This window comes from Ruegeria sp. YTSC192 (assembly GCF_059609705.1).
This window is the reverse complement of sequence record NZ_JBXWMG010000008.1, coordinates 40946-67101: the sequence shown is the minus strand read 5'-3', so window position 1 is coordinate 67101 and position 26156 is coordinate 40946. Positions and strand designations below refer to the sequence as shown.

The 26156-nt window shown below is 54.6% G+C and carries 27 protein-coding genes and 1 pseudogene; 21 read left to right on the top strand and 7 right to left on the bottom strand.

What is annotated here, in order from left to right; all coding sequences use genetic code 11:
- The first annotated feature begins 66 nt into the window (after window positions 1-66).
- The 5 genes from AC2FD8_RS12805 to AC2FD8_RS12785 all read left to right on the top strand — a co-directional run bounded on the left by AC2FD8_RS12805 (window position 67) and on the right by AC2FD8_RS12785 (window position 9592).
- Window positions 67-2262: an efflux RND transporter periplasmic adaptor subunit gene (locus tag AC2FD8_RS12805; protein ID WP_170474407.1), complete on the top strand. Its 2196-nt coding sequence runs from the start codon at window positions 67-69 to the stop codon at window positions 2260-2262.
- Window positions 2259-5438, top strand: a complete 3180-nt coding sequence (locus AC2FD8_RS12800) for an efflux RND transporter permease subunit (protein WP_170474405.1) — start codon at window positions 2259-2261, stop codon at window positions 5436-5438. Before AC2FD8_RS12805 ends, AC2FD8_RS12800 begins: the two co-directional genes overlap by 4 nt.
- A gap of 29 nt (window positions 5439-5467) precedes the next feature.
- Complete coding sequence (locus AC2FD8_RS12795) at window positions 5468-5809, top strand: copper-binding protein (protein WP_170474402.1); 342 nt, start codon at window positions 5468-5470, stop codon at window positions 5807-5809.
- Window positions 5810-6165: 356 nt separating this feature from the next.
- Window positions 6166-8451, top strand: a complete 2286-nt coding sequence (locus AC2FD8_RS12790; protein ID WP_170474453.1) for a copper-translocating P-type ATPase — start codon at window positions 6166-6168, stop codon at window positions 8449-8451.
- A gap of 664 nt (window positions 8452-9115) precedes the next feature.
- Complete coding sequence (locus AC2FD8_RS12785) at window positions 9116-9592, top strand: DUF411 domain-containing protein (protein WP_170474399.1); 477 nt, start codon at window positions 9116-9118, stop codon at window positions 9590-9592.
- Window positions 9593-9803: 211 nt separating this feature from the next.
- Here AC2FD8_RS12785 and AC2FD8_RS12780 read toward each other — a convergent pair whose 3' ends face one another.
- Together AC2FD8_RS12780 and AC2FD8_RS12775 are read right to left on the bottom strand one after the other, a co-directional pair.
- Window positions 9804-10022, bottom strand: coding sequence for a GDCCVxC domain-containing (seleno)protein (locus AC2FD8_RS12780; protein ID WP_247748072.1), 219 nt, complete (start codon window positions 10020-10022; stop codon window positions 9804-9806).
- 4 nt (window positions 10023-10026) lie between these two features.
- Window positions 10027-10350 (bottom strand): hypothetical protein, encoded by a 324-nt coding sequence (locus tag AC2FD8_RS12775; RefSeq protein ID WP_170474397.1) that lies wholly within the window; start codon window positions 10348-10350, stop codon window positions 10027-10029.
- Window positions 10351-10495: 145 nt separating this feature from the next.
- On the opposite strand from AC2FD8_RS12775, the gene AC2FD8_RS12770 reads away from it, so the two are divergent.
- Together AC2FD8_RS12770 and AC2FD8_RS12765 are read left to right on the top strand one after the other, a co-directional pair.
- A complete protein-coding gene (locus AC2FD8_RS12770) occupies window positions 10496-10906 on the top strand; it encodes a MerR family transcriptional regulator (protein ID WP_170474394.1) in 411 nt (136 codons plus the stop codon).
- A 357-nt stretch (window positions 10907-11263) separates the two neighbouring features.
- Complete coding sequence (locus AC2FD8_RS12765) at window positions 11264-11887, top strand: transglutaminase-like cysteine peptidase (protein WP_480522662.1); 624 nt, start codon at window positions 11264-11266, stop codon at window positions 11885-11887.
- A gap of 17 nt (window positions 11888-11904) precedes the next feature.
- On the opposite strand, the pseudogene AC2FD8_RS12760 reads toward AC2FD8_RS12765, so the two are convergent.
- Window positions 11905-12012 (bottom strand): annotated as a pseudogene (locus tag AC2FD8_RS12760) (helix-turn-helix domain-containing protein); the annotation flags it as partial.
- 227 nt (window positions 12013-12239) lie between these two features.
- Here AC2FD8_RS12760 and AC2FD8_RS12755 point away from each other — a divergent pair.
- Window positions 12240-12590 (top strand): hypothetical protein, encoded by a 351-nt coding sequence (locus AC2FD8_RS12755; RefSeq protein ID WP_170474391.1) that lies wholly within the window; start codon window positions 12240-12242, stop codon window positions 12588-12590.
- Here AC2FD8_RS12755 and AC2FD8_RS12750 read toward each other — a convergent pair.
- Window positions 12528-12944, bottom strand: a complete 417-nt coding sequence (locus AC2FD8_RS12750; protein WP_170474389.1) for a MerR family transcriptional regulator — start codon at window positions 12942-12944, stop codon at window positions 12528-12530. The two genes, AC2FD8_RS12755 and AC2FD8_RS12750, sit on opposite strands and share 63 nt — an antisense overlap.
- A 73-nt stretch (window positions 12945-13017) precedes the next feature.
- Here AC2FD8_RS12750 and AC2FD8_RS12745 point away from each other — a divergent pair, with 73 nt between their 5' ends.
- Entirely contained in the window at window positions 13018-13653 is a 636-nt protein-coding gene (locus tag AC2FD8_RS12745; protein ID WP_170474386.1) for a cation efflux transmembrane domain-containing protein, read from the top strand.
- Between the two features lie 484 nt (window positions 13654-14137).
- Here the strand turns inward: AC2FD8_RS12745 and AC2FD8_RS12740 are convergent, their stop codons facing one another.
- The 3 genes from AC2FD8_RS12740 to AC2FD8_RS12730 form a co-directional block, all read right to left on the bottom strand.
- Window positions 14138-15091 (bottom strand): helix-turn-helix transcriptional regulator, encoded by a 954-nt coding sequence (locus AC2FD8_RS12740; RefSeq protein ID WP_170474383.1) that lies wholly within the window; start codon window positions 15089-15091, stop codon window positions 14138-14140.
- Window positions 15092-15299: 208 nt separating this feature from the next.
- Window positions 15300-16568: a helix-turn-helix domain-containing protein gene (locus AC2FD8_RS12735; RefSeq protein ID WP_170474380.1), complete on the bottom strand. Its 1269-nt coding sequence runs from the start codon at window positions 16566-16568 to the stop codon at window positions 15300-15302.
- A 366-nt stretch (window positions 16569-16934) separates the two neighbouring features.
- On the bottom strand, window positions 16935-17312 hold the full coding sequence (locus AC2FD8_RS12730) for a hypothetical protein (RefSeq protein WP_496856650.1): 378 nt from the start codon (window positions 17310-17312) through the stop codon (window positions 16935-16937).
- 500 nt (window positions 17313-17812) lie between these two features.
- On the opposite strand from AC2FD8_RS12730, the gene AC2FD8_RS12725 reads away from it, so the two are divergent.
- The 12 genes from AC2FD8_RS12725 to AC2FD8_RS12670 all read left to right on the top strand — a co-directional run bounded on the left by AC2FD8_RS12725 (window position 17813) and on the right by AC2FD8_RS12670 (window position 26142).
- Window positions 17813-18169: a hypothetical protein gene (locus AC2FD8_RS12725; RefSeq protein WP_170474374.1), complete on the top strand. Its 357-nt coding sequence runs from the start codon at window positions 17813-17815 to the stop codon at window positions 18167-18169.
- A gap of 48 nt (window positions 18170-18217) precedes the next feature.
- Window positions 18218-18631: a thermonuclease family protein gene (locus AC2FD8_RS12720; protein ID WP_170474371.1), complete on the top strand. Its 414-nt coding sequence runs from the start codon at window positions 18218-18220 to the stop codon at window positions 18629-18631.
- Window positions 18632-19107: 476 nt separating this feature from the next.
- On the top strand, window positions 19108-19731 hold the full coding sequence (locus tag AC2FD8_RS12715; RefSeq protein WP_480883948.1) for a hypothetical protein: 624 nt from the start codon (window positions 19108-19110) through the stop codon (window positions 19729-19731).
- A complete protein-coding gene (locus tag AC2FD8_RS12710) occupies window positions 19728-20153 on the top strand; it encodes a TSCPD domain-containing protein (RefSeq protein ID WP_152460687.1) in 426 nt (141 codons plus the stop codon). Before AC2FD8_RS12715 ends, AC2FD8_RS12710 begins: the two co-directional genes overlap by 4 nt.
- On the top strand, window positions 20150-20794 hold the full coding sequence (locus tag AC2FD8_RS12705) for a lytic transglycosylase domain-containing protein (protein ID WP_480522656.1): 645 nt from the start codon (window positions 20150-20152) through the stop codon (window positions 20792-20794). The genes AC2FD8_RS12710 and AC2FD8_RS12705 overlap by 4 nt, the downstream gene beginning before the upstream one ends.
- A gap of 23 nt (window positions 20795-20817) precedes the next feature.
- On the top strand, window positions 20818-21072 hold the full coding sequence (locus AC2FD8_RS12700) for a hypothetical protein (RefSeq protein ID WP_496856653.1): 255 nt from the start codon (window positions 20818-20820) through the stop codon (window positions 21070-21072).
- A gap of 3 nt (window positions 21073-21075) precedes the next feature.
- Window positions 21076-21354 carry a VirB3 family type IV secretion system protein gene (locus AC2FD8_RS12695; RefSeq protein ID WP_152460684.1) on the top strand — a complete coding sequence of 93 codons (279 nt, stop codon included), beginning with the start codon at window positions 21076-21078 and terminating at the stop codon, window positions 21352-21354.
- The gene (locus tag AC2FD8_RS12690; RefSeq protein WP_496874307.1) at window positions 21329-23713 is read left to right on the top strand and encodes a VirB4 family type IV secretion/conjugal transfer ATPase; all 2385 of its coding nucleotides are present in this window, start codon (window positions 21329-21331) and stop codon (window positions 23711-23713) included. Before AC2FD8_RS12695 ends, AC2FD8_RS12690 begins: the two co-directional genes overlap by 26 nt.
- Entirely contained in the window at window positions 23710-23847 is a 138-nt protein-coding gene (locus tag AC2FD8_RS12685; RefSeq protein ID WP_170417970.1) for a hypothetical protein, read from the top strand. Before AC2FD8_RS12690 ends, AC2FD8_RS12685 begins: the two co-directional genes overlap by 4 nt.
- Window positions 23847-24593 (top strand): type IV secretion system protein, encoded by a 747-nt coding sequence (locus AC2FD8_RS12680; RefSeq protein ID WP_170684059.1) that lies wholly within the window; start codon window positions 23847-23849, stop codon window positions 24591-24593. The genes AC2FD8_RS12685 and AC2FD8_RS12680 overlap by 1 nt, the downstream gene beginning before the upstream one ends.
- Window positions 24590-25090, top strand: a complete 501-nt coding sequence (locus AC2FD8_RS12675; RefSeq protein ID WP_170684057.1) for a hypothetical protein — start codon at window positions 24590-24592, stop codon at window positions 25088-25090. Before AC2FD8_RS12680 ends, AC2FD8_RS12675 begins: the two co-directional genes overlap by 4 nt.
- Complete coding sequence (locus tag AC2FD8_RS12670) at window positions 25087-26142, top strand: TrbL/VirB6 family protein (protein ID WP_496874306.1); 1056 nt, start codon at window positions 25087-25089, stop codon at window positions 26140-26142. The genes AC2FD8_RS12675 and AC2FD8_RS12670 overlap by 4 nt, the downstream gene beginning before the upstream one ends.
- The last annotated feature ends 14 nt before the right edge of the window (window positions 26143-26156 follow it).

The following is a 26156-nucleotide window of genomic DNA, read 5'->3' as shown; positions in this document are numbered from 1 at the left end:
GCCCGTCAGCGCGGGTCTTCATGTTGTTTCGGTTCGAGCATGCACTGCGACCGTCGGGAGATTATTATGCGTGGAAGATATGCGGCACTATCAGTTCTTGCCTTGGCGTTTGGCCTGGGTGGAGGTGTCACTCTTGAAAGACTGTACCTGAATCCAATTGATCAAGGCCAGTCGAACGAACCAGAGGTCCTCTATTGGGTAGCACCGATGGATCCGAATTTTCGGCAGCCTGGACCTGGAAAATCGCCGATGGGTATGGACTTGATCCCTGTTTATTCTGGGCAGGAACCTACCGGCGACCCTGAAGAAGTCACCCTGAGCGCTGCCGAAATCAACGCAATTGGTGTGCGAACTGCGGTTGCACGCATGACGGATATCGAGCCTCGTATCGAGACAGTAGGTTTCGTCGGCTTTGACGAACACCTGACCAATCACGTTCATACACGCGTTGAAGGTTGGATTGAGCAACTGAAAGTTCGCGCGGTCGGTGATCGCGTTGAGAAGGGGCAAGTTCTATTCGAACTCTTTTCACCGCTGATCGCCGCTGCAACCGGCGATCTTGTACGCGCAGTCGAAGCTGGTGACCCGCGTATTTTGGACGCGGCGCGCAACAAGTTGATCAGCCACGGTATGTCCGCACGTCAGGTCGCAGAGATCGAGGCGGGCGGTGAGTTGGTTCGAAATGTGGAAATCGAGGCGCCTCAAAACGGTGTTGTCATAGCGCTGAACGCCGCTGATGGAATGTACCTGCAGCCAGGCACGCTTGCGTTTTCGGTCACCGATCTTTCCGAAGTATGGCTGATCGTCGATGTTTTCGAACGAGATATTGCACGTTTGTCGGAAGACATGCGCGCAATAGCAAGGTTCGAGCACCTACCCGGTCGCACCTTCGAAGGCGAAATCGACTATGTTTACCCTGAGCTTGATCCGCAAACCCGAACTCTTCCCGTCAGACTGAGTTTCGATAACACCGACGGCGTGCTGCGGCCGGGCATGTTTGGCAGTGTTAGCCTTATACCGGATGAAAGCCGGAATGTTCTCACTGTTCCATCAGAGGCGCTAATTCGTACTGGTTCGGCGGAACGCGTCATCTTGAAAACAGGCGATGGTACCTTTCGCCCGAGACTGGTGACTACAGGTCTTCGAGACAGTTTCGGCGAGGGGGGACGAACAGAAGTTCTACAAGGGCTTGAACCCGGCGAGGAAGTTGTCGCATCCGCACAGTTTCTAATCGACAGTGAAAGTGCTTTGAGCGCCGGCTTCACGCGTATGGCACCAACGGACACCGAACCAGCACGCGGGGCAGGTACCCTGGTTTCACTCGATGCCCAAAATCGTATGGCAACTGTTCGTCACGACGTTCTCGAAAGCCTTGATTGGCCCGCAATGACTTCGGAGTTTCCGGTGAGGTCTGGTGTTTCGCTCGACCGTTTGAATGCTGGCGACGCGGTTGCTTTCGTGATCGCGCGTGGTGCGGATGGGCTTCTGAGCCTGATGGAGCTTGCACCAGACGATGGTATTGCCGGCACTGGTGCCGGAATTGCGCGCGCCGTCACTTCAGACGGCAAGTTGACGCTTGAGCACGGACCGATCCCCGAGCTCGGTTGGCCGGCCATGACAATGGATTTGCCTGTTGTGGGAGTAGATCTCACTACCGTGCCAATCGACATGCCAATTGAGTTTGATCTGGCTGAGGGAGAAGGGGGGATGTTCTCGATTGTGGCAGTTCGCGAAGAGGGCTCGCCGCCGACGGATTCAGTTGAACCCGAAGAAACCATCACGCCTTCTGCTCCACCGATTGTAGTCACCGGCACGATCAACCTCGTTAATGCTGAGGCAGGAACTGCAACCATCACTCACGGGCCGATGACTGAGATTGGGATGCCGGGCATGACCATGGATTTCCCAATAGAGCCAACATTGGACCCAAACATGCTCGAAGTCGGTTCTGAAATGACTCTGACTTTCGCGCGTGCAGATGGCATGACAATGGTGTTGGCTGCGGCAACGCCTATTGCACCGCCGCTTCAGGTTTCTGGCCGGATTAACAGTATCGACCCGAACGCGCGTACCGCGAACGTAACACACGGTCCAATGGTCGAGATCGGCATGCCGGGCATGACCATGGACTTCCCAGTTGCGGAGGGGATTGAGGTTTCTAACTTGCCTGTCGGGATTGATGTTTCTTTGATCCTTCGCCGCAATCCCGACTTTTCGATGACGCTGTTAGAGGTCGCGCTTGATGGGAGTGTTACGCAGTGATCACGGCCATCATTCGTTCTTCTCTCGCCAACAGGTTCGTTATCTTGGCCCTCGCATTCATGATAGGAGTTGCGGGTATTTGGGCCATTCGTGAGACGCCGGTTGATGCAATCCCGGATCTGTCGGATGTCCAGGTAATTGTTCGCACGCCATATCCCGGGCAAGCGCCTCAAGTTGTCGAAAACCAAATCACATATCCACTTGCGACAGCCCTATTGGCCGTACCCGGTGCAAAAGACGTTCGCGGGTTCTCGTTCTTTGGAGACAGCTTTGTATATGTCGTCTTTGAGGACGGGACGGACCTCTACTGGGCTCGGTCGCGTGTGCTCGAATATTTGGGCCAGATTACCGGCAGCTTGCCTGAAGGCGTGTCACCACAACTTGGCCCAGATGCGACTGGGGTCGGGTGGATTTATCAGTATGCGCTGGTTGACAGAACCGGAAATCATGATCTGGCTCAGCTCAGGACTCTGCAGGATTGGTTTCTGAAATACGAATTACAAGCCGTGGAAGGCGTCTCAGAAGTCGCCACCATCGGCGGAATGGTCAAACAGTACCAGGTCGTCGTCGACCCAAACAAACTACGTGCCTATGACATAACACTTGCGCAACTGAGGACGGCTATTCAGGCGGCCAACCGCGAGACGGGCGGCAGCGTCATTGAGATGGGTGAAGCCGAATTCATGGTCAGGTCATCGGGCTACATCGATGAATTGTCAGACCTTGCAAGCGCGCCATTGATGGTCAACGAGCGCGGCGCCGCTCTGACGCTTGGAGACGTCGCTGAAATCCGCCTGGGGCCTGAAATGCGCCGTGGTGTCGGAGAGCTCGACGGGCAAGGAGACGCGGTTGGCGGAGTGGTCATCCTGCGATGGGGTGGGAACGCGTTGGCGACGATCAAAGCGGTGGAAGCGCGCATAGAAGAGTTGCGCTCAAACCTGCCGGAAGGGGTCGAAATCATAACGACCTACGACCGATCTGGTGTGATCGAGCGCGCTATCGATAACCTCCAGAAGAAACTGACGCAGGAATTCATCGTCGTTGTTCTTGTGTGCGCGGCTTTTCTACTTCATCTGCGGTCATCCCTCGTGATTCTTCTGTCGCTCCCGCTGGGCATCTTTGCCGCATTTATTCTGATGAAGGCGCAAGGAGTAAACGCAAACATCATGTCGCTCGGCGGCATAGCCATCGCTATTGGTGCGATGGTCGACGCATCGATTGTGATGATCGAGGCGATGCACAGGCGGTTGGAAAAGGAAAAGCTCACAGCAGAGAACAGATGGCGGATTGTGCAAGAGTGCGCTTCTGAGGTGGGACCAGCCCTGTTTTATTCTCTGGCGATCATCACGGTTAGTTTTCTGCCTGTCTTCGTTTTGGAAAATCAGGAAGGTAGGCTCTTCTCGCCACTCGCTTATACCAAGACCTACGCCATGGCTGCAGCCGCCATCCTTTCGATAACGCTGGTCCCGGTTTTAATGGGTTACTTTGTAAGGGGGCGTATTCTACCTGAGCGAAAAAATCCGCTAAATCGTTTGGTCGTGTTCGTGTACCGCCCATTTCTGGACGCGGCAATTGCCTGGCCATGGGCAACAACACTTTTGGCTGGCGTTTTGGTGACGTCCATGTGGTACCCGTACCAGAGAATTGGCTCTGAATTCATGCCCGAGTTAAACGAAGGCGATTTTCTCTACATGCCGAGCTTCTACCCCGGGATCTCGACGGGAAAAGCCCGTGAGGTGCTGCAGCAGACCAACCGCCTGATCGCGACCGTGCCTGAAGTCGAAACTGTTCACGGTAAAGTTGGGCGTGCGGAGACTGCAACCGATCCGGCACCACTGACAATGGTGGAGACAACTATCCAACTCAAGCCGGAAAAAGAATGGCGACCGGGCATGACAATGGAGAAAATCCGAAATGAGCTTGATCGTATCGTTCAGGTTCCGGGCGTCACAAATGTTTGGATCCAACCTATTAAGAACCGCATCGACATGCTTGCAACGGGTATCCGTACACCTGTCGGTGTCAAAATATCCGGCACCGACTTGGAGGTCATTACAGATATCGGGATCGAAGTAGAACGTGCGGTCGCTGATATTGATGGAACGGCTTCCGCCTACGCAGAGCGACCTGTTGGCGGGCGTTTCATCGAAATCGACGTCAAGCGAGATGCCGCCTCCCGATACATGATGAGTGTTCGAGAAGTTCAGGACGTAGTTCAGACCGCAATTGGCGGTATGCAAGTGTCGGAATCTGTGGAGGGGCTGGAGAGGTTTCCGATAAACCTACGGTATCCTCAAGCATGGCGAGACAGCCCGGAACGGCTCGAAAATCTTCCTGTCGTCACACCGTCGGGTGCTCATGTGCCACTGTCCGCTCTCGCCGATATTCGAATAGTTGACGGGCCGGGAATGATACGATCGGAGAACGCTCGACGAACCGGGTTCGTGTTCATCGACATCGCGGGGCGCGACCTGGGCGGCTATGTGGCCGAAGCACAAGAGGTGGTTGCAGAAAAGGTCGACCTGCCTCCAGGTTATTCGCTAACTTGGTCGGGGCAGTATGAGTACATAGAGAGAATGCAGGACAGGCTGACGATCGTTGCCCCTGCAACCCTGTTAATTATCACGCTCATGCTTTTCCTGGCGTTCAATCGGGTGATTGAGGTCGGGATAATTCTTGCGGCGCTCCCGGTCGCATTGGCCGGTGGGGTTTGGTTCCTTTGGTATCTAAACTTCGATATCTCAATTGCTGTGCTCGTAGGCTTCATCGCGCTGGCGGGAGTTGCCGTGGAAACAGCGATTGTCATGTTGTTGTACCTCAATCTTGCTTGGGAGAAACGTCGAGGGCTGGCGCAATCGGAACAGCGAAAGCTGACACGTGACGATATCGAAGACGCGGTGTTCGAAGGAGCCGTTCTTCGGGTTCGGCCAAAGGTAATGACCGTAGCCACGATCTTTGCAGCACTGATACCCATCATGTACGGCACCGGTACAGGCTCTGAAATCATGCAGCGGATCGCTGCGCCGATGATTGGGGGCATGGTGACAGCGACCCTTCTTACGCTTTTTGTCATTCCCGCAATATTCGTGATTTGGAAACGGCTCGCGCTCAGTCGCGTGAACCGAGAGATCTCCCACACGATTCAGGAAGTGCCCCCTGCGCTTCCGGCAGAATAATACCCACAACCTTGAAACAGGAGCATCTGATGAGAACTTTGACTGCTATTGTGGCCTTATTGGCCGTGTCTACGACAACCAGCATCGCGCAAACGAACCAGGGCATGGACCATTCCAACATGCCCATGTCTTCCGAACAGATGGAAGGGGCGGTTCACGCAAAAGCTTTGGTGAACTCAATTGGCGACGAAACCGCTAACGTCAGCCATGATCCGATCCCCGAGATCGGGTGGCCGGCGATGACGATGGATTTGCAGCTTCTTGAGAATGCCCAGATGATGGGTGAGATTAGCGCCGGTGACGAAGTCACACTGATGTTGGTCAAAAGTGATAATGGTATGTATGCGATCGGCGCGATTATGAAGAATTAAGACAACTTCTACGGCAGCAAACTCCGGGAAAATTGAGTGCACGGACGGTGCACTCATACACCCATGACGCTTCGAACTAAGAACAAGTATAGTGGGAGCCTGCCAAAAATAGGATCGTTTTCCTACGATCTGTAGGTCCGCTCAAATGAGTCGGTGCATAGTTTGATTAACATGTTTTTTGCTTCCTGATGGGTGATTGAAAACTCCTTGGATTCAGCGCTTTCCGACCGTTCTAAGAGGATGATTTAGACCATCAGTTCGGCATTTAGGCTCAAATGAGGGATCAAGACATGACAAAAGACCATGAGATCGGAATCCACGCGAACGGCCCGACCGAGGTCGCTTACGTCTGCCCCATGCATTCTGAGGTGCGTCAATCTGGGCCCGGCGACTGTCCCAAATGCGGGATGCACCTTGTGCCCGAAGGCGAGGTGGATGCGCATGCGCATCACCACCATTCCGCGCATCATGGCGCGACGGACGACAACGGTGAATATGACATCGTTCCGACAGGCTATGACGGACCCGTATATACCTGCCCGATGCATCCGCAGGTGCGGCAAACCCATCCCGGGTCCTGCCCACTCTGCGGCATGGGGTTGGAGCTGGAAAGCGCGGCGATGGTGGACGAGGGGCCGAACCCGGAACTGGTGGATTTCACCCGGCGCCTATGGGTAGGTGCGGTTCTGACGCTGCCGCTTTTGGTTTTCACGATGGGCCCCTACGTTGGGCTGTCTGGCGTGCGAGCGGTTTTTGGTGAGCGTACAACGCTATGGATTGAACTTATACTTGGCACTCCGGTCGTTCTTTGGTGCGGTTGGCCATTTCTGGAACGGGGTTGGAATTCGTTTCGCACCATGCATCTGAACATGTTCTCGTTGATTGCCATGGGGGTTTCGGCCGCGTGGCTTTTCAGCGTTGTCGCCGTATTGATGCCCCACATATTCCCGGACGGTTTTCGAGATTCACAAGGCCATGTTGGGGTCTATTTCGAAGCGGCCGCAGTCATAATTACACTTGTTCTTCTCGGTCAGGTGATGGAGTTGCGGGCCCGCGAAGGCACCGGGAAGGCGATCCGCGCTTTGCTGGACATGGCCGCAAAGACCGCCCGTATTATCCGCCCTGACAGTAGTGAGGAGGAAATCCCGCTTGAAGAAGTACAGGTAGGCGACCGCCTTCGTGTACGCCCCGGCGACAAGGTGCCAGTAGACGGAGTAGTGCTCGAAGGACGCTCATCTGTTGATGAAAGCATGATCTCTGGCGAGCCGGTTCCGGTTGAGAAGGTACAGGGAGAGCCGGTCACAGGGGCGACAATCAACGGCACCGGTAGCCTTGTGATCGAAGCAACCCGAGTGGGCTCTGACACAATGCTGTCCCAGATTGTCGAAATGGTGGCCAACGCGCAACGCTCGCGCGCACCAATTCAGAAATACGCTGACAAAGTGGCGGGCTGGTTTGTACCGGCGGTCATAGGTATGGCTGCGTTGGCCTTTATTGCATGGGCAATTTGGGGACCGGCTCCGGCGCTCTCCTACGCCTTGATCGCAGCGGTGTCGGTACTGATCATAGCTTGCCCGTGCGCGCTTGGCCTGGCCACTCCGATGTCGATCATGACGGCCACGGGGCGCGGGGCGCAGGCCGGAGTGTTGATCAAAAATGCCGAAGCGCTGGAGCGGTTCGAGAAGATCGATACTTTGATCGTCGACAAAACCGGCACCCTGACCATGGGCAAGCCGAAGCTTGTGGCTGTATTACCCGAACCTGGCCATGACGAAGTCGAGGTGCTGCGGCTGGCCGCAACGCTGGAGAAGGGCTCGGAGCACCCGTTAGCTGAGGCAATTGTCACAGGAGCCGAGGAACGTGGCGTGGCCCTGTCCGACGCCAGTGACTTCGAGGCGGTGACTGGTAAAGGCGTGAAAGGCACGGTGGATGGCCGCCCCGTCGCGCTCGGCAACCTGAAACTGGTCACCGATCTCGGACTCGAGGCGGCCGAACTGACGGCCAAGGCCAATGCGCGTCGGGATGACGGCGCAACGGTAATGTTCGTGATGCTTGATGGCTCAGTGGCGGGGTTGGTCAGCGTCGCCGACCCGGTCAAAGAAACCACACCATCCGCACTCAAGGCGCTGCACGAGCTCGGCTTCAGGATCATCATGGCGACCGGCGACAACGAACGTACGGCAAAGGCGGTGGCCGAACGTCTGGGTATCGACGAGATCCGTGCCGACGTTCTACCAGAGGACAAGGCCCGCATAATTCGCGAACTGCAGGAGAAAGGCGCAAAGGTCGCCATGGCCGGTGACGGGGTGAACGACGCACCCGCATTAGCGCAGGCCGATGTAGGCATCGCAATGGGGACCGGCGCCGATGTGGCAATCGAAAGTGCAGGCTTCACGCTGGTCAACGGTAGCCTCGATGGCATCGTGCGCGCCCGAAGGCTGGCTCGCGCGACCATGCGCAATATCCGGCAGAATCTATTCTTTGCCCTGATCTACAACGCCTTAGGCGTTCCAGTGGCGGCAGGCCTTCTGTTCCCGCTTTTCGGCATCCTGATCAGCCCAATGTTCGCGGCCTTCGCTATGAGTGCTTCTTCGATTTCAGTGGTGTTGAATGCGCTGCGCCTGAGGGGGGCGAAGATTTGAGCGCGCACAAGCATATGACACACGAGGGCGTAGGCAACTAGAAATCAGGTTCGATATCGCTGATCGGTTTTACCTATGCGGTCAATCGGTCGGGAACCGTTCGGTGGGTTTGTGGTCCATCATCATGTCGGCACTCAAGATCGGCTGGATCGCTTTCTTTGGCTTTGCGCGGTGAAGTTGGGCACTTGCAGGGGATAGATCCGTTCGGACGCACAGGAGGAACAATGTGTCTGATTTTCTAAAAAAAGCCGCACGCCTAGCAACCTCGATCTGCCCCAACACGAATTTGTCACCGACACGCGGGTCAAAATTGGATGATGGTGTGCTGAAATTCAAAACTGTTCGACCACAGGCGCCATCGAACGCAGCTGTGGGAAATAGGCGCAATTCGGGCCTTGAACGGAGTGTGGTGGTGTTGCTCGCGAGTCTGGCTATCGCAAGGCCGGACCCAGAGTGGCAGGTGATGAAAAGGATGAGATCAAGGATTCCGTTTCCGAGCTGAGTTTGAGCTAGATCATTGTGAAAAATCCCTGTGCAGCCCAAAAAGCCATATCTGATGAGTATCGAAGGGTGGCGGACACGGTGGCCCTATTATTGCGGTCCACTATTAATCATACCAGTGCGATTATATATCGGTTTAAGACAAGCTTACCCAAGAGGGAACATGACAATGAATAACCTGAGCCGCCGCCGCTTGATGCAAGGAGCCGCGGCCCTTGCGAGCAGCGCGGCGCTTCCCGCGTTCGCCAAAACAAGCCCCTCAATCCATGTCCTGAAGGATCCGAATTGTGGGTGCTGCGGATCGTGGATCAAAATCATGCAGGCGGAAGGCTTTGAAGTAGGCGTGGAAAACAGTGCTTGGGAGGCCTTGAACGCTTACAAAACCGCCAATGGGATTCCGGAGGGCATGATGTCATGCCACACGGGCCGCGTGGAAGGCTACATGATCGAAGGACACGTCCCACCCGCTGACATTCGGCGCCTGCTGGGCGAACGCCCGGATGCTGTCGGACTGTCGGTTCCGGGAATGCCTTTCGGCTCACCTGGCATGGGACCGGAAAGCGAACGCGAAGCTTTTGACGTCTTCCTGATCCGCAAGGATGGAACCACAGAGGTGTTCGCCAGCTACCCGGCGGCATGAAGCACCGGTAGCGCTGGCGAGATCCTGAAAAACACGGCGCACGCTTCTTCTGCCCGGTTTACGTGACATTCTTCACGGCAAACCAATTGATCCGTGACTTTACGCCCGCCTTGTCCTATCGGGCAAGTTCCAGCCTACGGTGAAAAAATACCAGCGTCCGCAAAGCCTGATGACCGGCTTTGCGGACAAAACCGACATCACGGTCGCCGTATCAACCGCAGCATTTGTCGCCCGCCTGAATTGGCGGGCATGGGGCCGATCCGTAGGAACAGTAGACGCAGCAATCGCCGGGAAGTGGCTTCAGGACTTTTCCGCAAGATGTGCATTCGTAGAACCACTGGCACGCATCTGTTGGCATCGTTTCAGGTCTTGAATGTCCACATTCCGGGCAGATGATCGTGCTGACAAGGTTCGGGCGTTCTTCACTCATGGCGTCACATTAAGGTTATCAGGAAATCATTTATTCGGGTTTCGTGGAGTACGATAACCCAAGCGATAGTCGTCAACGCAAAACTGCCTGTCAGCCACCATTTGAGGCGGTCGAGTGAACCATGGCGGTACGCGACGATGCCAGAGAGAAACAGCAGGGCCGTCGAACCGCCGAGCACGTAATAACTCGCGGCGGCGATCTTGCCAAATACGGCCAGCCAGCTCCCTCCCAAGCCAAGTAAAATCAAGGCCATCGGCAAGATGCAGCAGGTCGCAACGCCAAATGCGGTAAACGATCCAAGAAAACTCGCCCCTACAAACTTGCTCATACTCAGCTTTCTCCGACTTTGACGATCTTGAGCGGAAGCCGGTTCGGCTTCCTCGATTTTTGCTTCATGCGATTTGTGAAACTCGACATCACGACCGACAACATGCAACCTGTAGTGGCTACAGGTTCAAGGGAATGGTCATCACATGATTGCGATTGGCGAAGCGGCGAGATTGTCCGGCCTGTCGGTCGAGACGATCCGCTACTACGAAAGGGAAGGCATAGTCGAGAAGGCCGGTCGAACCGCCTCGGGGCGACGTGCTTACACGGAACGGGAAATATCCGAGCTCAGATTCATCAAACGCTGCCGCGATCTTGGCTTTGCCATTCAGGATGCATGCGCACTTCGCGATTTGTCCAAAGCGCCTGAGCAAGCTTGTCGCAACGTCGAAGGCGTCGCAACAAGACACCTCGACAACGTTAGGTCAAAAATCGCAGCTCTCCAACGGATGGAGCAAGCATTGGTAGAACTTGTGCAAACCTGTACTGAAGGAGCAGTTGCATGCCCCCTGCTAACGGCGTTGCTCAACGAGCCTGTCGTCAAAACATGTCATTAGCCGCCATTAATTGCAGCGCCCGGAAAAACCGAAACTGCCTATCTCAGTTTGTGGAGGAGCGGCTTCATTGTCCCAGTATTTCGTAACCTTAAGCGATGATGGCCGATCTCTGTTGTATTTTGTTGTTTCAGAGAATTGCGATCAGCTTTCCCTCTAATTCGCTCTGTTAGCTATGCCGGACTGGTGATGGCGCGGATGCTCTAATGCTGTCAACTAAGGAAGAAATACCAAATAATCTGCAAATTTTTGCCGCTTTACCCCTAGAGGCTAAGAAGCTGTTGCAATGCAACAAAGCACATGAAGGCTTGGAATAAAGTACATTGGTCCGGAAAGTTTGGATACCTTAGAGGAACGAGCATGGAGAAGGCAGATATGACAAATCCCACTTTATTTCTGGGAGTGTTATCGAAAAACCTGCTGGGTTATCTTCCAATGGTCTGTTTTACATGCAGCTTTTTTGTGTCTGCCGCTACGTCGCAAGCCTCTGAGCTTCCCTCGATCGGTCTTGATAGAAAGATTGAAGCGCCATCGGGTGCCAAAACACTATGCAAAGATTATACGTGGGCGTGCGCGAGCGCTCGTAGTTCTGGTCTGTCCGTGGCACAAGAAAATCAGATCGTTAAAACGATCAACACGCGCGTCAATCGAAGGATTCGTGCCGTTTCGGATCAAAGCCAATATGGGACAAAAGAGTACTGGACACTGCCGACACAAGGGTCAGGAGATTGCGAAGACTTCGCTTTGCAAAAGAAGTTTGAACTTGTGCAGAATGGTTTGGATCCTACGAAGCTACTAATTGCGACTGTCTTGGACACCAATCGCAATGGCCATGCTGTTCTTGTCTATCGCTCGAGTGAAGGCGACTTGGTTCTGGACAATGTTACCAACAGGATCAAAACGTGGAAGGAAACCAGGTATCTATTCCTAAGAATACAGGACCCACTACACCCTGACCGTTGGGTTCAGGTTTTTAGCGGCTAAACCGTTGGGTAGACATTAGTTGCTTTCGAGCATTTCAACACACGTGCTATCTTTCGAACAGGGATTTTCGCGTGCCTCCAGCGCTCAATCCTACGCCGTTACTCAATGCCGAGTCGCGAATACACTGCGCCCGTGCTATGATCTACTCATTAGTTAACTCATTATTTTATGTAATTTTTGCTATTGGAAATAGCGCACTCCAGCTACGATTTATGACCCTCATAGGAATTTGTGGTAAATTCCACGATCTCTTAGCTCTCTATCTAAATACGGGATCAATTTCTCAAAGACGAAGGCGCGCAGTGGGAGAAAGCTCGACTACCTTCAACCTTCTGTTAGAAGCGACACTTGCTTGCCCATTGTTCCACGCATAACGCAAGCAATCGAAACGGTGAAAGCGCCAAGCTTTGCAGACAACCTCGGCAACCTCTTGATCCTGGTACTGATCAGCTCGGAAAGTGAGACCGAACTCGCCAACCTGGCGCGTCGCCTCTCACTTGACGAACTGGTCAACAGATTGATGCCGCTGTTCAGCGGCGAAAACGTAAAGATCAGTGTCCATTCGTTACTTGGGTCATTAACTGGCAAGAAGCGGACACAGCACCAATTCGCCATGTCTGTGCCAAATGCTGCTCTCGCGTTAGTGTTCGTGATTGCAAAGCTGGTGATCAGCCAAGGAAGCCAGTACGTAGCAGTCTTCTGACACTCCGTCACCGTCACAGCCTTTGGAAATCCGACCCAGCTCTTTTTCAAGTGCCCTAAGCCGTTTGATCTTGGCCCGGACATTGGCAAGCTGAGAAACTGCTATTTTTGTTGCGGCTCGGCACGAGCGATCTGGGTGGTCTTGCAATTCGATAAGTTCAGATATCGCCTCCAGCGAGAAGCCAAGATCACGCGCGTGCTTAATGAAACTAAGGCGTTCCATTCCCGCCGCATCATACCGTCGCTGATTGCCTTCGGTACGTTCTGGCGCACTGAGTAACCCCATTTCCTCATAGTAACGAATAGTTGGAATCTTGACCTTTGTGCGCTTGGACAGGTCGCCAATCGAAAACATCAAATTACCCCTTGAACCTCTAGTCACTAGAGACACTACACTATGCTAAAGACAGATTCAAAGAGGCCTCCCTATGTCAGGATGTTGCGGACACGACGCCAAGTTTGACGGTGTTTCAGATGATTACAAAAGGCGATTGTGGATCGTTATTGCCCTTAATGCTACGATGTTCGTGGTCGAGATGACCGCAGGGCACTATGCGAAATCTCAGGCACTACAGGCCGACGCACTCGACTTTTTGGGAGATGCCCTGACCTACGGTATCTCTCTGGCTGTCATTGGCGCCTCAATTCGCGCGCGCACCAATGCTGCCCTAGCCAAAGGCCTCAGTCTTTTTCTGATGGGTTCATGGGTGTTCGGGTCGACCGTATATCGGGTGTTCTACGTCGGAGTTCCGGAGGCTGAAATCATGGGGGTGGTGGGGTTCCTTGCACTGCTTACAAACCTTGCCAGTGTTCTTCTGCTCGTCAGGTACAAAGATGGAGACGCGAATGTCCGCTCCGTCTGGCTTTGTTCTCGCAATGACGCCATCGGGAACGTAGCAGTGATGTTCGCCGCTCTCGGCGTATGGGGCACAGCCACAGGATGGCCTGACCTCATCGTTGCGACGATTATGGCAGGATTGTTTTTGTCGTCATCTGTACAAATCGTGCGTCAAGCTCTGGCGGAGCGGCGTGATAACAAGCTCCATCAACAGATTAGCGCCTAGCGGAATGAAACTACTGACGCCAAATTGAGCCAGAGCAAGGATATTGTTTTGTCAGGCGTTAGCGTTTTGATTGACTCGTTCACCTTTCATTCAATTAGCCAGCCCCGGCAAAAGATGATCGCACAATTTAGAAGACCGTGTTGCCAGCACGAAAATCCGACAACACAACGAAACCCGATTTTCTGGCGGCGGCGAAAATAGCAAACGAACAACTCGGTGTGAATGCGGGCCGTGCGAAGTTGCTCCGATGTGCGGATCGCACCCTCGAGATAAGCCGCGGCTAGCCAGTAGATATCCGAAATTTAAGGATACAATATCGGGCCAAGTGTCTGCGTCCAGAAATTAACGGCACAATGACATGAGCCAAGTCAAATGCATGAATAACATGAAATAGATTAGGATCAGAATATGATCTGTAAGTGAAATTATTTGAAACTTGCGCCTGCGGTCTTTTCAAAGACAAAGCAGTGCGTTTTTGCCGAATTCAGAGATACCTAATCCGCAATCTTTGATCACGGTTACACGCAAGTTCCTCGACCACCTCGTTTGCACTCAAGTTAAACTCTCTCACGAGATCCGTGATCTGGACCGGCTGAAAGCTATCAGCGTTCCGAACCAGTCTGCCGTCTTCAAAAGCGATAAACTCGTGAGACCTGCCACCCCAACGGACGATCCCACCGCATAGTCGCTGACTTTCCATATTGACCAGTTCGGCCACAGGGTCGGCAAAGAAATCGCTCCACTTAAGAAATCCAGTACTGACTGCCCGCGCCACTGCCTGTTCAATCGTCCGGCTTTTAAGCTTGGTGGTGATCGAAGCAGTCAGTGCCTCTACCATTCGCGAAGAATGCCCTGTCTGCCTGGCAATGGCAGACGGAATCAAACCCGACGCAAGCATCTTCAACACATCCAGCTCATCGCCGGACAGGGAATCCGAGGGAAAGTTGAAAACGGTTTCAATGACATCTAGGGCAAGCAGGTGCAGAACCTGTGCTTCATGGCGCAGGGCAGGGAGCATGCTCCCGACCAAGGCGTCCCAGTCGGAACGGGGCAGGTTGGAGGTAACCGTAAAGACGCCACGCTCCCCAAACGGATTGATAACCGGAATGGATAGTCCGTGCTGACCCACACCAAACTTTCTGGCGGCGTCAAACAGCGGTGCGTGTTCACGCTGGTCGTCAAATACAGCCCAGTCAATTGGAGCAATCATTGCGGCGCCAAACCGAATGAGGGGATCGACCAAAACTAGGTCGTTTTCGACGTAGTGCCGGACCCATTCGGCTGAGAACGTGGTGCAGCCGTGGACAACATTATGATGTTTGTCGATATGGGCGTAGGAGGCGTTTTCAAACCCAAACCTTTGGCAAATCTCCTGAAGGCGCGCCTCCCCAGTTTGCCTGAAGTCCAGTTCAGAATTGCCAATATCCGCGATTTTCATTGATAATCTTCCTGTTCCGCGTCGCCTTCGCGACCAAGTAGCAACCTAAAGCTGAACAAACCACTCGGGAATTCCCGTAGCCAATCATAGATTTGTATACAGTTCTGTTCTGGAGGCGGAAACAGAGCAAAATCTTGCCGATGAGGCGCATGAATTTGCGAAGCTGGCAACATACCAACGGGCAGGGTTTGAACAACGATCTCGTGTCCTAGTGAAGTCCATCCTCATCCTCCCGCGCCCTTCGGGCCAACAAACCCATGAAACTGGAAATCAGGTTCAACTCCCCGCGCTCATCTGCGTGCACCATACCGCGCAGGTATGCGCCCGGATTAACCACTGGCGGCAACCGTGGATCGTTCAGCCTCGCGTCTGTGATCAACCCGGCAAGGATTGCACCCATCACGGTCAATCGGTCAATCGCAGTATGCCAAGCCGAGGCATTGGCGCCTATCTCCGACAATCGCGACCAAACGCCGGTCTCAATGGCGTAGAGCGACGGGCTGGAATTTTGATCTCCGCCACTGGCGATATCGATATGCATGCGCAGCTCGGGTGAGGCCAGTTCATACAGGATGCGATTGTTCACCCGAGGCAGATTTTGGGGCTTGTGTGATATCGGATCCGTCGGATGATTGCTTTCTAAGCAATGCACAGGGCCATCAGGCCCGGAGCCAAAACAATTTGGTTCCGAGGCTTCAGCCGAGGACATTGTCATTTCGCCATCGGCGTTACAGGACAGAATCTTATCTTCAATTTGGTCTTGTATATGGCACCCGAAACAGGCTTCGGGTTCACCCGAAATTCCAGCGTGTTTTGCGACATGATCTTCGATCCGTTTCCAAAGGTCATGAGCCGCCTGAACATGTGATCTGAGGGCATCCAATGACAGGTATTTTAGCTTGTCAGCGCGCGGCCAGGATTGAAGCTCCTCCATCATGTCTTCCAGGCTTTCAGGAGGGCAGGGGAGTAAGAGAAGCACAGCCAGACTATGTTTCACATATCGGTAAAGCCGTGATCGATCCCCGCGCAGCTCGTCATGCTCTTTCTTCTCAGACTTGCTTTGCACGTCCGCTTCGAGCATCTCTGGAATGAGGTTCAGGGCAGGGGTCAGGAAGAGGCCAAGCCCTTTGCGCTTACAGCGCCCCCCATTTGCCCCCAGCCTGCGGTCAATCAATCCAATGGCTTCTAGCTCACGTTCGTGATTATGGATTGTTCGATCTGTCACGCCACGTCCGGCAATCAGTGTTTCCTGGCGCGCGTAGCAAAAGGGTTCCTGGGACGGGTCTCGAAACGCGCAGGGCGAGATCATGTCGATGATGATCTCCAATGTGCGAATACACTGGGCCGATGCGCCCCTGATTTGCGCATAGCTCACACAGAGTTGCCGAAACCTGTCACGGTTCCAGCCCTCGGGAAGACCGTTGTGGAAGCGTATGTTTTCGTGGTGGCGGGTAGATGCGATCTGCCGCAAGCTCATTGTTTTGGCTTCCTTTGGCAATGGTCAGTGTCGATATCGCGGCTTCGCGGGGCAGGGTGTTCGGAATGGTTCAACGGTCTCATGGTCTGCTTCTCATTGGGGAAGCAAGGCAGGTTGAACCTCAGCGAATAAACACAGAAAAACCGTTCGCACAGATGCGTCTATCCTTGTCAGTAGTTTTGGATTTTCCTATAAATCAGGTGATCAAAAGTGACTTAGGAAGATCCCCGCTGAGGCCCCGCCTTGCGGGGGTTTTTTGTTTTGGGATAAGGATGTTCCTCTGGCCAAGAAGGCCTGGTTGCCAATGTGGCTGGCGCGTTCACTGGCTTCTGAGGGGCAACGCATTCATCCACTGTGAAAACAACGTCAGTATCGGATGAGCTCGTATTCGCTGAACCCGAATATGTCGTTCCACTCGACACCAACGCCACGGAAATAGCTGGGAGGTTCACAGCGATTGCCCAGTGGCAGCCAAGGAGGGATTGGGGCAGGAGCGCGCTCGGACCATTGAAAGCTTACGTTGTCGTCATAGCTGCCAACGACCAGATCAAGCGAACGCTCGCAGTCGCCCTCTCGCGAACGACGGCGATAGCTGTAGTGGCGCACATCCCAAACCCTGATGGACCTCACAACGTCGAAATCGGAAGAGGAAAGATCGACGCTGATTGGCGTGGCTTGAAGACCGTCACCGTATTGGTTGTGAAGTGACGGGATCGCTTCCATCGAGATCGCTGCATCTACCACTAAGGTCTCAGCGGTTTCGTCAGATGGAAGCTCTGGAATAGGACTGGCACTGTTGCGTTTGATGGCGCCCAACCTTTCCATAGGACTCACGCCTGAGGAGCTTTCTGACGCGTTCATCGGACAGCGCCAGAGTTGGAGCGGAGGTTCGACCGGATAGGGTGTGACGCGCCGAATGAACTCCGCCTTGGCAGCGACGCAATCAGGCGAATTTGGCCAACCTCCGGCGAGGCAAAGGAATATGGCGCAGTCAATTGGATAGGCACGAGCCTGCGTGGCTGGCAGTGCAGCGAGTGCAACTGCAAGGGCCTTCGCGCGAGTTCGATTTCCGGATTTTGAGTGTTTCAAGATGGTCTCTCCTGCATGTGAATCGCCTAAGCAATACTCGGCCAATATGCCCCTGACAATCTAATATAGTATATTGGCGTGTTTTCTTATATTGACGTAGATTGTGTTTTAGTCCACAACTTTTGGATGTAGAAGACGGCCCATAGGGGGTCGTCATGGCGGACAACAAGAGACAATACACTGTGGTAACCATCGAGATGGTCCGGGGCCTGAAAGAAGATCAGGTTCCATTTACATGCCGCTACGAATTTATCGGACTCGCTTCCCTTGGACGACCTAAGTACCACTGCATTTATAGCTCTCCGAACTATGTCGGAGCCTTGTGCAAGTCGAAGATCTCTCGAGCGGGTGCTGAGCCCAGGGAGTTCGATCTTTGGCCGGGCCTTTTTAAGCATCACCAGGAATTTGGCGACGGGCGCATTCTCTGCGTCAAATCTGACTACACGATCGAGTCAATCACGCCGGCGGGTCTTGAAGCGGCGCAAGCTCTGGACGCGAAATCTAAAACCTGATCGGTCACGTTCGAGAACCCGGCTTCTCAAAATACTGGGACAGGGCGCATGAAACGGCTCTTGTTTCTCAGCACTGCGCTCGCGCCTTTGTTCATTGCTGCAGTTTGGATTGAACCAACCAAGCGAACAGAGACACTGAGCGCATCTGAGGTGATCGCCGTTGACGGTGACACAATCGACCATGGTGACGACCGGTATCGGCTTGTTGGGTTTGATGCGCCTGAGACCTACCGGCCGCAGTGCCTTGCGGAAAAGACTCTGGGATTAGAAGCGAAAGCAAGGCTGACAGAGCTCATCCAGTCGGCGGACCAGATAGAGCTGGTCATCCAACCAGATCTGGACGCCCATGACCGCTTCCTAGCGGTTGGGCGTGTCGCTGGGCAGGAGGTCGGGTCCATCCTGATTTCCGAGGGTCTCGCGCGCCCATACTCCGGCGGCAAACGCCGGTCCTGGTGCGGCTGAAGGAAAGGATCAAACAACGATTTAATGACAACAGAACAAAACCACTGAGAAATAAGCAGTCCTGTCGATTGCGCCAACAATCGACAGGACAAGAAACGCCCCAAATCCATCCGGGCATTCCTCCAACATCAAGAGAGAACTGTACTATGGTAAAAACAGTAGTCCTAGATGCCGATCCTAGATCGGACAGCACCGCGCCAGAGTCAATGGGTGCGGACCCTGGACAACATATCTGCGCCTCCGACCGCTTAGCGCTGTCTGGCGATTGAGGCGAGCGGGACATCCCGACATTTCAGTCAGACCTTCCGGCTGATTGATCCGAGCTGAACGCTGGCTTTCTACGAAGCTAGCGAAGGGCTCAGTGCTGTGTTCCGGCATCCAATTTCCTGCTGCTCAGATGATCCGAAACCGAACCCCATAATAGTAATTATGTAAAAACTACTGACCTATTTTTGAAAGGCGGAAAGGTGATCACAGTGGCCTTCGACACTATCGAAAGCAAGATTGATCGGCGCTGGGTGCCTGCCGCCCAGAGCTTCGAGCAAGCCCGTAAGGACATTCTCACCGTAATCCGCCACCTTGCCGGAGAACGGCCAACCATCAAGCGCGCAATGCGCGAATACTGGCTGGAAAGCGATGCCCGCGCCACGGCTTTCGGGATCGCGCTCGAAATGTTCCATGTCCTCAATGATCTTGGGTATGTCCGTGCAAATCGGCTCTACAAAGCCTTGAAGCTGCACGCGGACGTTAACAAGGCGTTGGGTCCGAAAGAGCTGTTCCGCTTCGCTTCACCGGAAAAGGCCGCTGCGCTCATCCAAAGCAGCAGCCGAGCGGACTATGCCAGCTCATACGCAACCCTGAAATTCGGTTGCGACCTGTCAGGCACAATCGACGCCGACACAGCGCGCGACGTTCTGAACCGGCATGAAGCCCTTTGGTTCGTTTACCCAAACGCCACCTATCACGTTCACCTGATCCGCGAAGGTGTCTGGCTGGACATCGTTATGCCGCTTGAAGTGGTCGATGAGCTGCGCCTTGACGTGGATTTCGCAATGCAAATCCGACAAGCGGAACTTGATGCGCAGGGAGCTTTGTCATGAACAAGCCTGCGCGCAAAGTTCTTCCTGATCGTCGGCTGGCTGAAACACGCCGCGTTGAAACTCCGCAAGGGCACACTGCCTTTGTCACCATCGGGTATGATCCGGCGTCGCCAATCAAACCCCGTGAAGTGTTCTATAGCGGTGGTTTTCGCTCTGGCAGCGACCTCGAATACCATCTGCATGATCTGTGCGTTCTGATTTCGCTGTTGCTGCAGCACGGCGTAGCAGCTTCGTTTCTGTCGCGCTCTATCGCTCGCAAGACTTCGGCCCTTGGTGGCGAAGAATACGCAAGTCTCGCAGGCTGGTTGGTGGATGCTGTCAGCATTCCGCCGTCCTGGACTGATGAGTACGTGGCCGCGACCGGCGACGAACAGAACCCCTCCAATTCCTCGCCAACTCAAGCAAAGGAGAAATCCGAATGATCGCAGCAATGCGGCCCCTTCTGCTCGTCTCCACGGCATTTGTGGCGACCGGCGCAAGCGCCCAGGTCATCGAGTATGAACCGGATGGCAGCGTGTTTCTCAACGGTGCGCGGGCAGAAATCGTCAACGGCGTCGTTCGCCCAATCAAGATGCGTGAGTACACGCTTGACGAAAAACCGGAAGCGCCGAAGGCCAAGCCACAGGAAAAGATCGAGATTGCGGGCAAGGCACCGCGGCCTCGCAAATCCTCGGGCGGCTGGTCACAGGAGCGCATCGTCAAAGAAATCCACGCAGCGGCGGAACGGCATGACATTCCGGCCGAGTTGTTCATGGCACTGGTCTGGCAGGAAAGCCGGTATCGCGCTGATGCTCTGTCGCCCAAGGGTGCCTATGGCTTCGCACAGCTCATGCCCGGAACGGCAAAAGACCTGGGCGTGAATCCAAAGAACCCTGCAGAAAATCTCGACGGTGGTGCCCGCTATTTGGCGGCGCAGTACCGCGAGTTCGGAACCTGGAAGCTGGCGCTTGCCGCCTACAACGCCGGGCCTCACCGCGTCGTCGAATATGGCGGCGTCCCCCCCTTCACCGAAACCCGCAACTACGTGCGGATCATCCTAAGCAAAGTGAGTAAAGACCTATGAAAAGAACCCACTTCTACCAGCAGATGGCGTTTTTCGCGATCACTGCGTTCATCATCACAGCAGCGCCCGCCTCCGCTGGCTGGCTGCAAGATGCCATTGGCGATTTCATCAACGAAACGCTGGCCGACTCGAAGGTCGTTGGCGTCAGCCTTGCCGCTGTCGGCTTCATCTGGGGCTGTCTCGCCTACGTGTTCGGCTGGGGTTCGCTGAAAGGCCCGGTAATCGCTATCGTCGTCGGCGCTGTTATCGGCCTCGCTGATACATTCATCGGAGGCTGATTGATGCCGCGCCGCAATACGGTCTTTCGCGGCCTGAGCCGCCCCGCAGAATGGGGCGGCTTACCCGTGATCTATCTGCTGGTGATCCTCGGGATGACCATGCTTTCGTTCTTCATGTTCGGGATAGCACCAGCAATCATTGCGGGTTTTGTTTTCTATACCGGGCTTCGCCTCTTTTACGAATGGGAACCGGCTTTCTTCCGCGTCCTTTCCGTAACCCTTTCCAAAACTCCGCGCACCAAAAACCGCCAGCATCATGGGGGAGATTACTATAGTGCCTAAGCCTGCTGCACAGGATTTGTGGACCCTTGCCCGCTCGTTGATCGAGCCGAGCTGGCGCAAGGATGAAATGAGCCTCTTTCAGATGTTGCCGTATGGCTATGTCGTGGACGATGAGGTCATTTCCACACGCAACGGTGGCCTTATCGCCGCTGCAGAAATCACCGGAATCAACGCAAACACGCTGGACGAAAACGAGTTCGAGTTCCTGGCCGAACGGTTTGAGCGTGTGTTGCGCACAACACCTAATGAGGTGGCTTTTTATGTTCATCGACTGACCGTCCCGGCTGAGACGGGTCATGTCATCACAGATCCAACCGGCTTTGCCGGTGCAGTGGCGCAGGCCATGCGCTCAGCGTCCGTCGATGCAGAGTTGAAAGAACGCAAGATCATCATCAGCGCCATTCTGCAAAAGCGGCAGGATGAGCGGGCAAAACAGATGTTCGGCATGTCGTCTGGAACGATAGACGAGGAGCGCCGCGAAATGATCGAACAGCTCGACGGTGTTTTCACAACACTGGCGGGCACGCTGGGCGAAAGCCGGGTGCGCCGGCTGAAGCTCAGCGAGGGGCGTTGGCTCGGCTATTATGGAATGCTGTTGAACGGTCGGTATCAGCCGATCATTCACACGAACATTGCAGAACCCATCGCCTTCAACATGCCGCAAGAGGATGTGCTGTTTCAGGGCAAGACCGGCAAACTGGTCACGGGCGACGATCAGGAACGCTCCATTCGTGTCTATTCCCTGAAGAATTACCCGATGGCTTCGTTCCCCGGCATCTTCGACGGGCTGGACCTGCCGGTTGACGTTGTGATTTCGCAATCCTTCCTGCCGATCAGCCGCGCCCAGGCGCAGGAAATGGAACGCCGCAAGTCGGGACAAATGCGCTCGGCAGGCGACAAGGCAAAGTCTCTCGAAGAGGATTTGTCCATTCTGGCGGACGGCATTGCCTCCGGCACCATGTCACTCGGCAAGCACCACCTGTCGATCTGCGTGTTCGGGAATGAGGAAGATCTGAAAACCGCCGAAAAGCACATCGTCGGTGAAATTCAGATTACGGGTGGCACAGTGAAGCGCGAAGCGATGTCGGCCCGTGCGGTGTATTTCGCGCAGCACCCCGGCAATTTCGCATTCCGCCCCCGTGAAGAACTGATCACGGACCAAAACTTTGCGGACATGGTTGCGTTCCACATGCGGCCCAAAGGGCTGGAAGCTGAAAAGCTTCCTTGGCCGGGGCCGATGGCGACGTTCCCGACTACGCACGGGGACAGATACGATGTTTCGCTGCACCTTCCCAAGACGAGCAACGACCCCGAGAATCTGCCCTCCGGCCACACAATCGTTCTGGGACCAAACGGTTCGGGTAAAACCGTGATTGCGATGCTTTTGGCGACCACAGCCGTTGCTCAGGGCGCACGGATCATCGCATTTGATAAAGATCGGGCGATGGAAGCCCCGATGCGGGCGCTCGGCGCACAGTACACCCGCGTGCGGGTGGGCGAACCCACTGGCATGAACCCGTTCCAAACGGAAACGGATGAGGCCGGTCAAAGCTGGCTGGCAAATTGGGTTACAGCTCTGATGAGCTACGACGAAAAACTGACAGCCGAACAGAAAGACGAGATTACCCAGGCGTGTCAGGCAAACGCGACGTTGCCGCCGCAACTGCAGAACTTCGATTCACTGGTGGAGCGGTTCAGAGCCTTTGATGATGGTAAGAACCTCTTCAAGCGCGCGAGTGAATGGGCGGGCGACGGTCGGTTGTCCTGGATGTTTGGCGAGGGTGGCACAGATCCTTTTGCCTCTGACGATCGGCATCTTGTGTTCGATATTTCCGAGGTTCTGGATGACGAGTTGGTCCGGTTGGCGTGGATCAGCTACGTCATGCGCCAGATCGAACGCCGTTGTGCCGCGAGAGTGCCCACTGTCTTTGTGATTGATGAAGCCTGGGTGATTGCTGGCAATCCCTACGGCGCGAAAATCCTCAAAAACGCTTACACCACTTATCGGAAGCTGAACGTCATGATGATGATGATGACGCAGATCCCCGATCACATCCTGTCGTCAGCGGCAAGTAAGTCGATCCTGGAAAACACCAGCACGCAGCTCTTGTTCCCCTCTCGATCCGGCAATGAAGCGGATTACCGGGCAATCGGCTTGAACGATTCAGAGCTTGGTGCGCTGAGGGCGCACTTTGGCGACCGCGTAATGCTCATGAAGAAAGGTGATGAGAGTGTTTGGCTCGATGTCGATGTCGGCGCTCTCGGCCCGCTTCTTCGTGTTCTGAGTGGATCAGACGGGAAATCGTTCCCTGATCCTGACTGGCGACAAAACCCCAACTTCTGGAAGGAAATCACATGAAAACCCGCCTTGTAATCGCCCTTGTTGTTCTGGCCGCCGTCTCGGCCTGCACCAGCACCTATTCGGGCTATCGCAGCAAATGCGCCTGCGACTTTGAGCGCATGACCCCCCCTGAAAACTTGGAGCTTGTCTGATGAATATTTCAAAGAAATTCCGCACAACCATTGCTGTTTCAGTTCTGGCCGCCCTGCCCGTCATGGCATCGGCCCAGGGTGTTCCGGTGGTGGACTCTGCATCCATCACGCAGGACGCCGCCAATTCGGCCAAAGAAATCGCTGAAATGGTCCGCCAGTACGAGCAATTGCTGGAACAGTACGAGAAACTGGAACAACAGCGGGCATTGCTCGAAAACTCCTTCAAAACCATCAGCGGTTTGACGGATCTGGATGAGTTCAACAGCCGCAGCTTTTTGAAACTGGCGACTGCTGCTGACACGCTCGGCTACGCGCTGGATGCAGCGGAGGGCGGTATCTCCGGCCTGCCCGATGTCGCGGCTCAGGCAATGGAACGTCGGTCAATCAACCTCGGCCTAAACGATGGCATCTTGTCCGAGTTCAGCGGATCGGATGTGCAAGCTCGCCGCATCCTGTCTGAGCGTGGTGGTGCGGGCCTGATGGCATCGGCGTTGGGTGAGAATGGCTATGACATGGCCGGTCAGCTCTCCGAAGATGCTGAAAAACTGCGCGGTGAAATCGGTCAGCAAGAAGATCTGAAGGATGCAATCGACTATAATACGGCGGTTCTCCTGAAACTCCTGCAAGTTGAAATTGAAATCTTGCGCGCAACCTCGGCTAATGCTCTGGCGTCGGGCACGGATCTGGCTGCAACCGCTGCCGATCTTTCGACACTCAGCAACTATGTACGAGGAACCTCACAATGAAACTCCGCTCAACTCTCATCCTGACCATTGCAGCCGCCGCCGTTTTCGCGGGGGCTGCATCAGCCCAGGTGAAGCTGCGACCCACACCAAACGTCGATTGGCCTTTTGGCGAGTACCGAGTGTGCTTTGGAAATACGGGTGTCAACAACGTCGCTAAACAGTTTGTTGAAGAAGATCAGGCGCGTATGGCCGATGCTGGTCAGCCAGCGGACAAGCAATATCTTGTAAACAACTGGTCAGTCGTAATCCTCAATGAACAGATCATTGCTGCTCACGAGTATACAGCAAAACAGTGCGAATTGCGAAAGGCCGGTGAAGGGTTCGATACGGATTGTCCACTCGGAAACATGAGCCGTAGTGCTGCGGTGAAAGCTGTTGGTGCGGATAAGCCTGAATTTTGGAACCAACCTTCATCGCAACATGCTGAACTCAAGAAAGAGCAAAAAGCTCGGCTGAATAATCTCGGCCCAGTGTTAGCGGAGGCATGTGGGCCGTGATTCAAGATTTCGTCAGCTCGATTGAAACAGCAATCAACAACTTCTCACAGAACGCCTTCAATAGCCTGGCTGCGGATCTCGCAGCCGGTCTATGGGCCATCGCCGCTCTAATCTTCGTGGCAATGTTGATCAACGGTGTTTTGCAGATCAGAGAGATTGGGTTCGGTGGTTATGTCGGCTGGATCATTCGGGCGACGATCATCATCGGCATGGCCTCAAGCTGGAGTTTCTTTCAGCCGATCTATCAAGGCATCCAAACACTGCCTGATAGCATTACCGGGGCTCTTACCGGCACAACGAATGTCTGGCAGGCGCTCGATGATATTGCGGACCAGTGCTTTACCATGGGGCAAACCGCCATTGAAAATGCCACATGGGGCCTAAGCATCACCGGCGCTGTTCTCTGGGTGGTCGGAGCAATTATTGTCGCATTCGGGACAGGGATTGCGCTGATCGCCAAAGGCGGAATGGCGGTGCTGCTCGGCTTAGCGCCGGTATTCATTGCAACACTGCTTAGCTCAGCAACGGCCAATATCTTCGCGGCATGGGCAAAAACGACTGTGGGCCTCGTAATGGTCATAGTCGTGCTGACAGGCATCGTTTCGCTCATTCAAACACTGTTTGCCGCTGAGCTGAACACCGTTGAAGATGTGAACAACATGACGGCGAGTGGCCGTTTTCTAGCTGTGTGCATTATCTCAATTGTGATGCTTACGCAGATCCCGTCGCTCGCTGGGGGAATGTCAGGTGCAATCGTGTCGGCGTCCTCGGGTCTTGCCGTGGCAACTGGTGCTGTCGCTGCCGCAAGAAGTGCATTGGGCACTGCAAGCGATAGTGCAAGGGGTGCAGTAGCCGGTGGCAAAACCGCCGCCGCGATGGCTTCCGCAGCCCGCGACGGGACAGGGGTTCGTGATAGCGCCTCGCGCGCGATGCAGGCGCGTCGGGATATTGCACACAGAGCCCGCAATCAGGATGGGGCGGCTCGACAGAGTTACGCCGCTGACCGTTACCGGCAGAGCATTCGACAAGCTCGCGCCAATAAATCTTCATAAATCGAGGTACAGAG

Excerpts from the sequence above, each read along its gene's own strand:
- AC2FD8_RS12720 (WP_170474371.1), top strand. The coding sequence starts at position 18,218 with ATGAAACGGCTCTTGTTTCTCAGCACTGCGCTCGCGCCTTTGTTCATT.
- AC2FD8_RS12805 (WP_170474407.1), top strand. The coding sequence starts at position 67 with ATGCGTGGAAGATATGCGGCACTATCAGTTCTTGCCTTGGCGTTTGGC.
- AC2FD8_RS12795 (WP_170474402.1), top strand. The coding sequence starts at position 5,468 with ATGAGAACTTTGACTGCTATTGTGGCCTTATTGGCCGTGTCTACGACA.
- AC2FD8_RS12770 (WP_170474394.1), top strand. The coding sequence starts at position 10,496 with ATGATTGCGATTGGCGAAGCGGCGAGATTGTCCGGCCTGTCGGTCGAG.
- AC2FD8_RS12740 (WP_170474383.1), bottom strand. The coding sequence starts at position 15,091 with ATGAAAATCGCGGATATTGGCAATTCTGAACTGGACTTCAGGCAAACT.
- AC2FD8_RS12690 (WP_496874307.1), top strand. The coding sequence starts at position 21,329 with ATGGGGGAGATTACTATAGTGCCTAAGCCTGCTGCACAGGATTTGTGG.
- AC2FD8_RS12785 (WP_170474399.1), top strand. The coding sequence starts at position 9,116 with ATGACAATGAATAACCTGAGCCGCCGCCGCTTGATGCAAGGAGCCGCG.
- AC2FD8_RS12765 (WP_480522662.1), top strand. The coding sequence starts at position 11,264 with ATGGAGAAGGCAGATATGACAAATCCCACTTTATTTCTGGGAGTGTTA.
- AC2FD8_RS12735 (WP_170474380.1), bottom strand. The coding sequence starts at position 16,568 with ATGAGCTTGCGGCAGATCGCATCTACCCGCCACCACGAAAACATACGC.
- AC2FD8_RS12680 (WP_170684059.1), top strand. The coding sequence starts at position 23,847 with ATGAATATTTCAAAGAAATTCCGCACAACCATTGCTGTTTCAGTTCTG.
- AC2FD8_RS12750 (WP_170474389.1), bottom strand. The coding sequence starts at position 12,944 with ATGTTTTCGATTGGCGACCTGTCCAAGCGCACAAAGGTCAAGATTCCA.
- AC2FD8_RS12685 (WP_170417970.1), top strand. The coding sequence starts at position 23,710 with ATGAAAACCCGCCTTGTAATCGCCCTTGTTGTTCTGGCCGCCGTCTCG.
- AC2FD8_RS12675 (WP_170684057.1), top strand. The coding sequence starts at position 24,590 with ATGAAACTCCGCTCAACTCTCATCCTGACCATTGCAGCCGCCGCCGTT.
- AC2FD8_RS12745 (WP_170474386.1), top strand. The coding sequence starts at position 13,018 with ATGTCAGGATGTTGCGGACACGACGCCAAGTTTGACGGTGTTTCAGAT.
- AC2FD8_RS12725 (WP_170474374.1), top strand. The coding sequence starts at position 17,813 with ATGGCGGACAACAAGAGACAATACACTGTGGTAACCATCGAGATGGTC.
- AC2FD8_RS12775 (WP_170474397.1), bottom strand. The coding sequence starts at position 10,350 with ATGAGCAAGTTTGTAGGGGCGAGTTTTCTTGGATCGTTTACCGCATTT.
- AC2FD8_RS12780 (WP_247748072.1), bottom strand. The coding sequence starts at position 10,022 with ATGAGTGAAGAACGCCCGAACCTTGTCAGCACGATCATCTGCCCGGAA.
- AC2FD8_RS12710 (WP_152460687.1), top strand. The coding sequence starts at position 19,728 with ATGAACAAGCCTGCGCGCAAAGTTCTTCCTGATCGTCGGCTGGCTGAA.
- AC2FD8_RS12695 (WP_152460684.1), top strand. The coding sequence starts at position 21,076 with ATGCCGCGCCGCAATACGGTCTTTCGCGGCCTGAGCCGCCCCGCAGAA.
- AC2FD8_RS12705 (WP_480522656.1), top strand. The coding sequence starts at position 20,150 with ATGATCGCAGCAATGCGGCCCCTTCTGCTCGTCTCCACGGCATTTGTG.
- AC2FD8_RS12790 (WP_170474453.1), top strand. The coding sequence starts at position 6,166 with ATGCATTCTGAGGTGCGTCAATCTGGGCCCGGCGACTGTCCCAAATGC.
- AC2FD8_RS12700 (WP_496856653.1), top strand. The coding sequence starts at position 20,818 with ATGGCGTTTTTCGCGATCACTGCGTTCATCATCACAGCAGCGCCCGCC.